Annotated in this window: 3 protein-coding genes; all 3 read right to left on the minus strand. The window is 50.6% G+C overall.

The genetic code is table 11. The annotated features are described in order from the left end of the window. Nucleotides 1-245: 245 nt before the first annotated feature. Nucleotides 246-425 carry a DUF2768 family protein gene (locus L691_RS0119470; RefSeq protein WP_025692045.1) on the minus strand — a complete coding sequence of 60 codons (180 nt, stop codon included), beginning with the start codon at nucleotides 423-425 and terminating at the stop codon, nucleotides 246-248. 108 nt (nucleotides 426-533) lie between these two features. Then, complete coding sequence (locus tag L691_RS0119475; protein WP_025692046.1) at nucleotides 534-809, minus strand: stage VI sporulation protein F; 276 nt, start codon at nucleotides 807-809, stop codon at nucleotides 534-536. A 78-nt stretch (nucleotides 810-887) separates the two neighbouring features. Next, on the minus strand, nucleotides 888-1,156 hold a 269-nt coding region (locus tag L691_RS29475), incomplete at its 5' end, for an NAD(P)H-dependent glycerol-3-phosphate dehydrogenase (protein WP_036737405.1).

A 1,156-nucleotide genomic window follows, 5' to 3' on the forward strand; every position in this document is an offset into this window, starting at 1 on the left:
AGCATAATGCATCAGCAACCTGTACAAGAGCCTTGCGCAGCCCCTGAGGCATAGTATCACCGGCTAACATTCCTTCACGCCCCATTCCTTCAAAAATCGTGCTACGATTCAATCAGAAATATGTCCATCTCGACGTTGAGAGGTACCTGTTACTTCCAGTATGGCCTGGCAGACCAGCGCTGCAGCCTTTGTTCAATTATGCGGACCATTTCTTCAGCCTTACCGCAGCAGCTATGTGTAACGGCTTACATAATTGAGGCCACGCCGCCAAGCAATCCGATTAGCATGATGACAAAAGCGATGACGGACAACACTCCGCGGAGCAGGCCTTTCGTCCTGCTGCGGGCAAACGTAATCAGAAATACGGACAGACCCATAATCAAAATGGAAATCAGGGACATCCACATTTTGGTCATCGGGTCCATTCGTACGCCTCCTTTCAACTGGATATTATAGGCATATTATAACACGATTACAAAAAAAAGAGCATCGGAACCGCGTTGGTTCTTTTGCTCTTTTCGGGAAGAATACTCCTATTTTTTTATCATCATTTTCATTAAGGTTTCCAAGCTGTTCGGATTCGCTCCGGTCTTCTTCACAGCACTGATAATTTCCTTAATCGTAGCTTCGCTGACCGGCACATTGGCCATCGCTGATACCTGCTTGATCAATTGGCGGAGCTGGGCTTCACTTTGCAGCGTCCCCGGCTTTACCGTACCGGCCAGCCTTTTAACGGCGCCTTCCGAGATGTTTTTGCCCGCCTTTTTATTGATGGCGTTCAAGGCGTCCTTGGAAAAATTTCGGCTCATTTGTCATCCCTCCTCCGTCAATCCCCGATACAGCATATGAGGAAATCCGGTAAAAGGTGAGGGCTCTCCAAGGTTACTTCATGTATGCCATTGCTCCCATGTTTCCTGGGAGATGGACTCGAGTTCGGCTTTCGGATCGCGTCCCATAAGCGCTTCGACCGCTTCCCGCGGACTCCGGCCAAGGAACAGCACATGATAAATCTGGTCCGTAATCGGCATTTGTACGCCCAATTTGGCGGAGATTGCGTAGGCTGCCTGGGTTGTGCGTATGCCTTCTACCACCATGCCCATCGAACCCAGCACCTCATCCAGCGGCTTGCCCTGTCCGAGCAGCGAGCCTGCCCGCC

It is taken from the genome of Paenibacillus zanthoxyli JH29, from assembly GCF_000520715.1.
Classification (GTDB): domain Bacteria; phylum Bacillota; class Bacilli; order Paenibacillales; family Paenibacillaceae; genus Paenibacillus_AQ; species Paenibacillus_AQ zanthoxyli.

Coding starts and splice junctions, on each gene's coding strand:
- L691_RS0119470 (WP_025692045.1), bottom strand. CDS start 425: ATGGACCCGATGACCAAAATGTGGATGTCCCTGATTTCCATTTTGATT.
- L691_RS0119475 (WP_025692046.1), bottom strand. CDS start 809: ATGAGCCGAAATTTTTCCAAGGACGCCTTGAACGCCATCAATAAAAAG.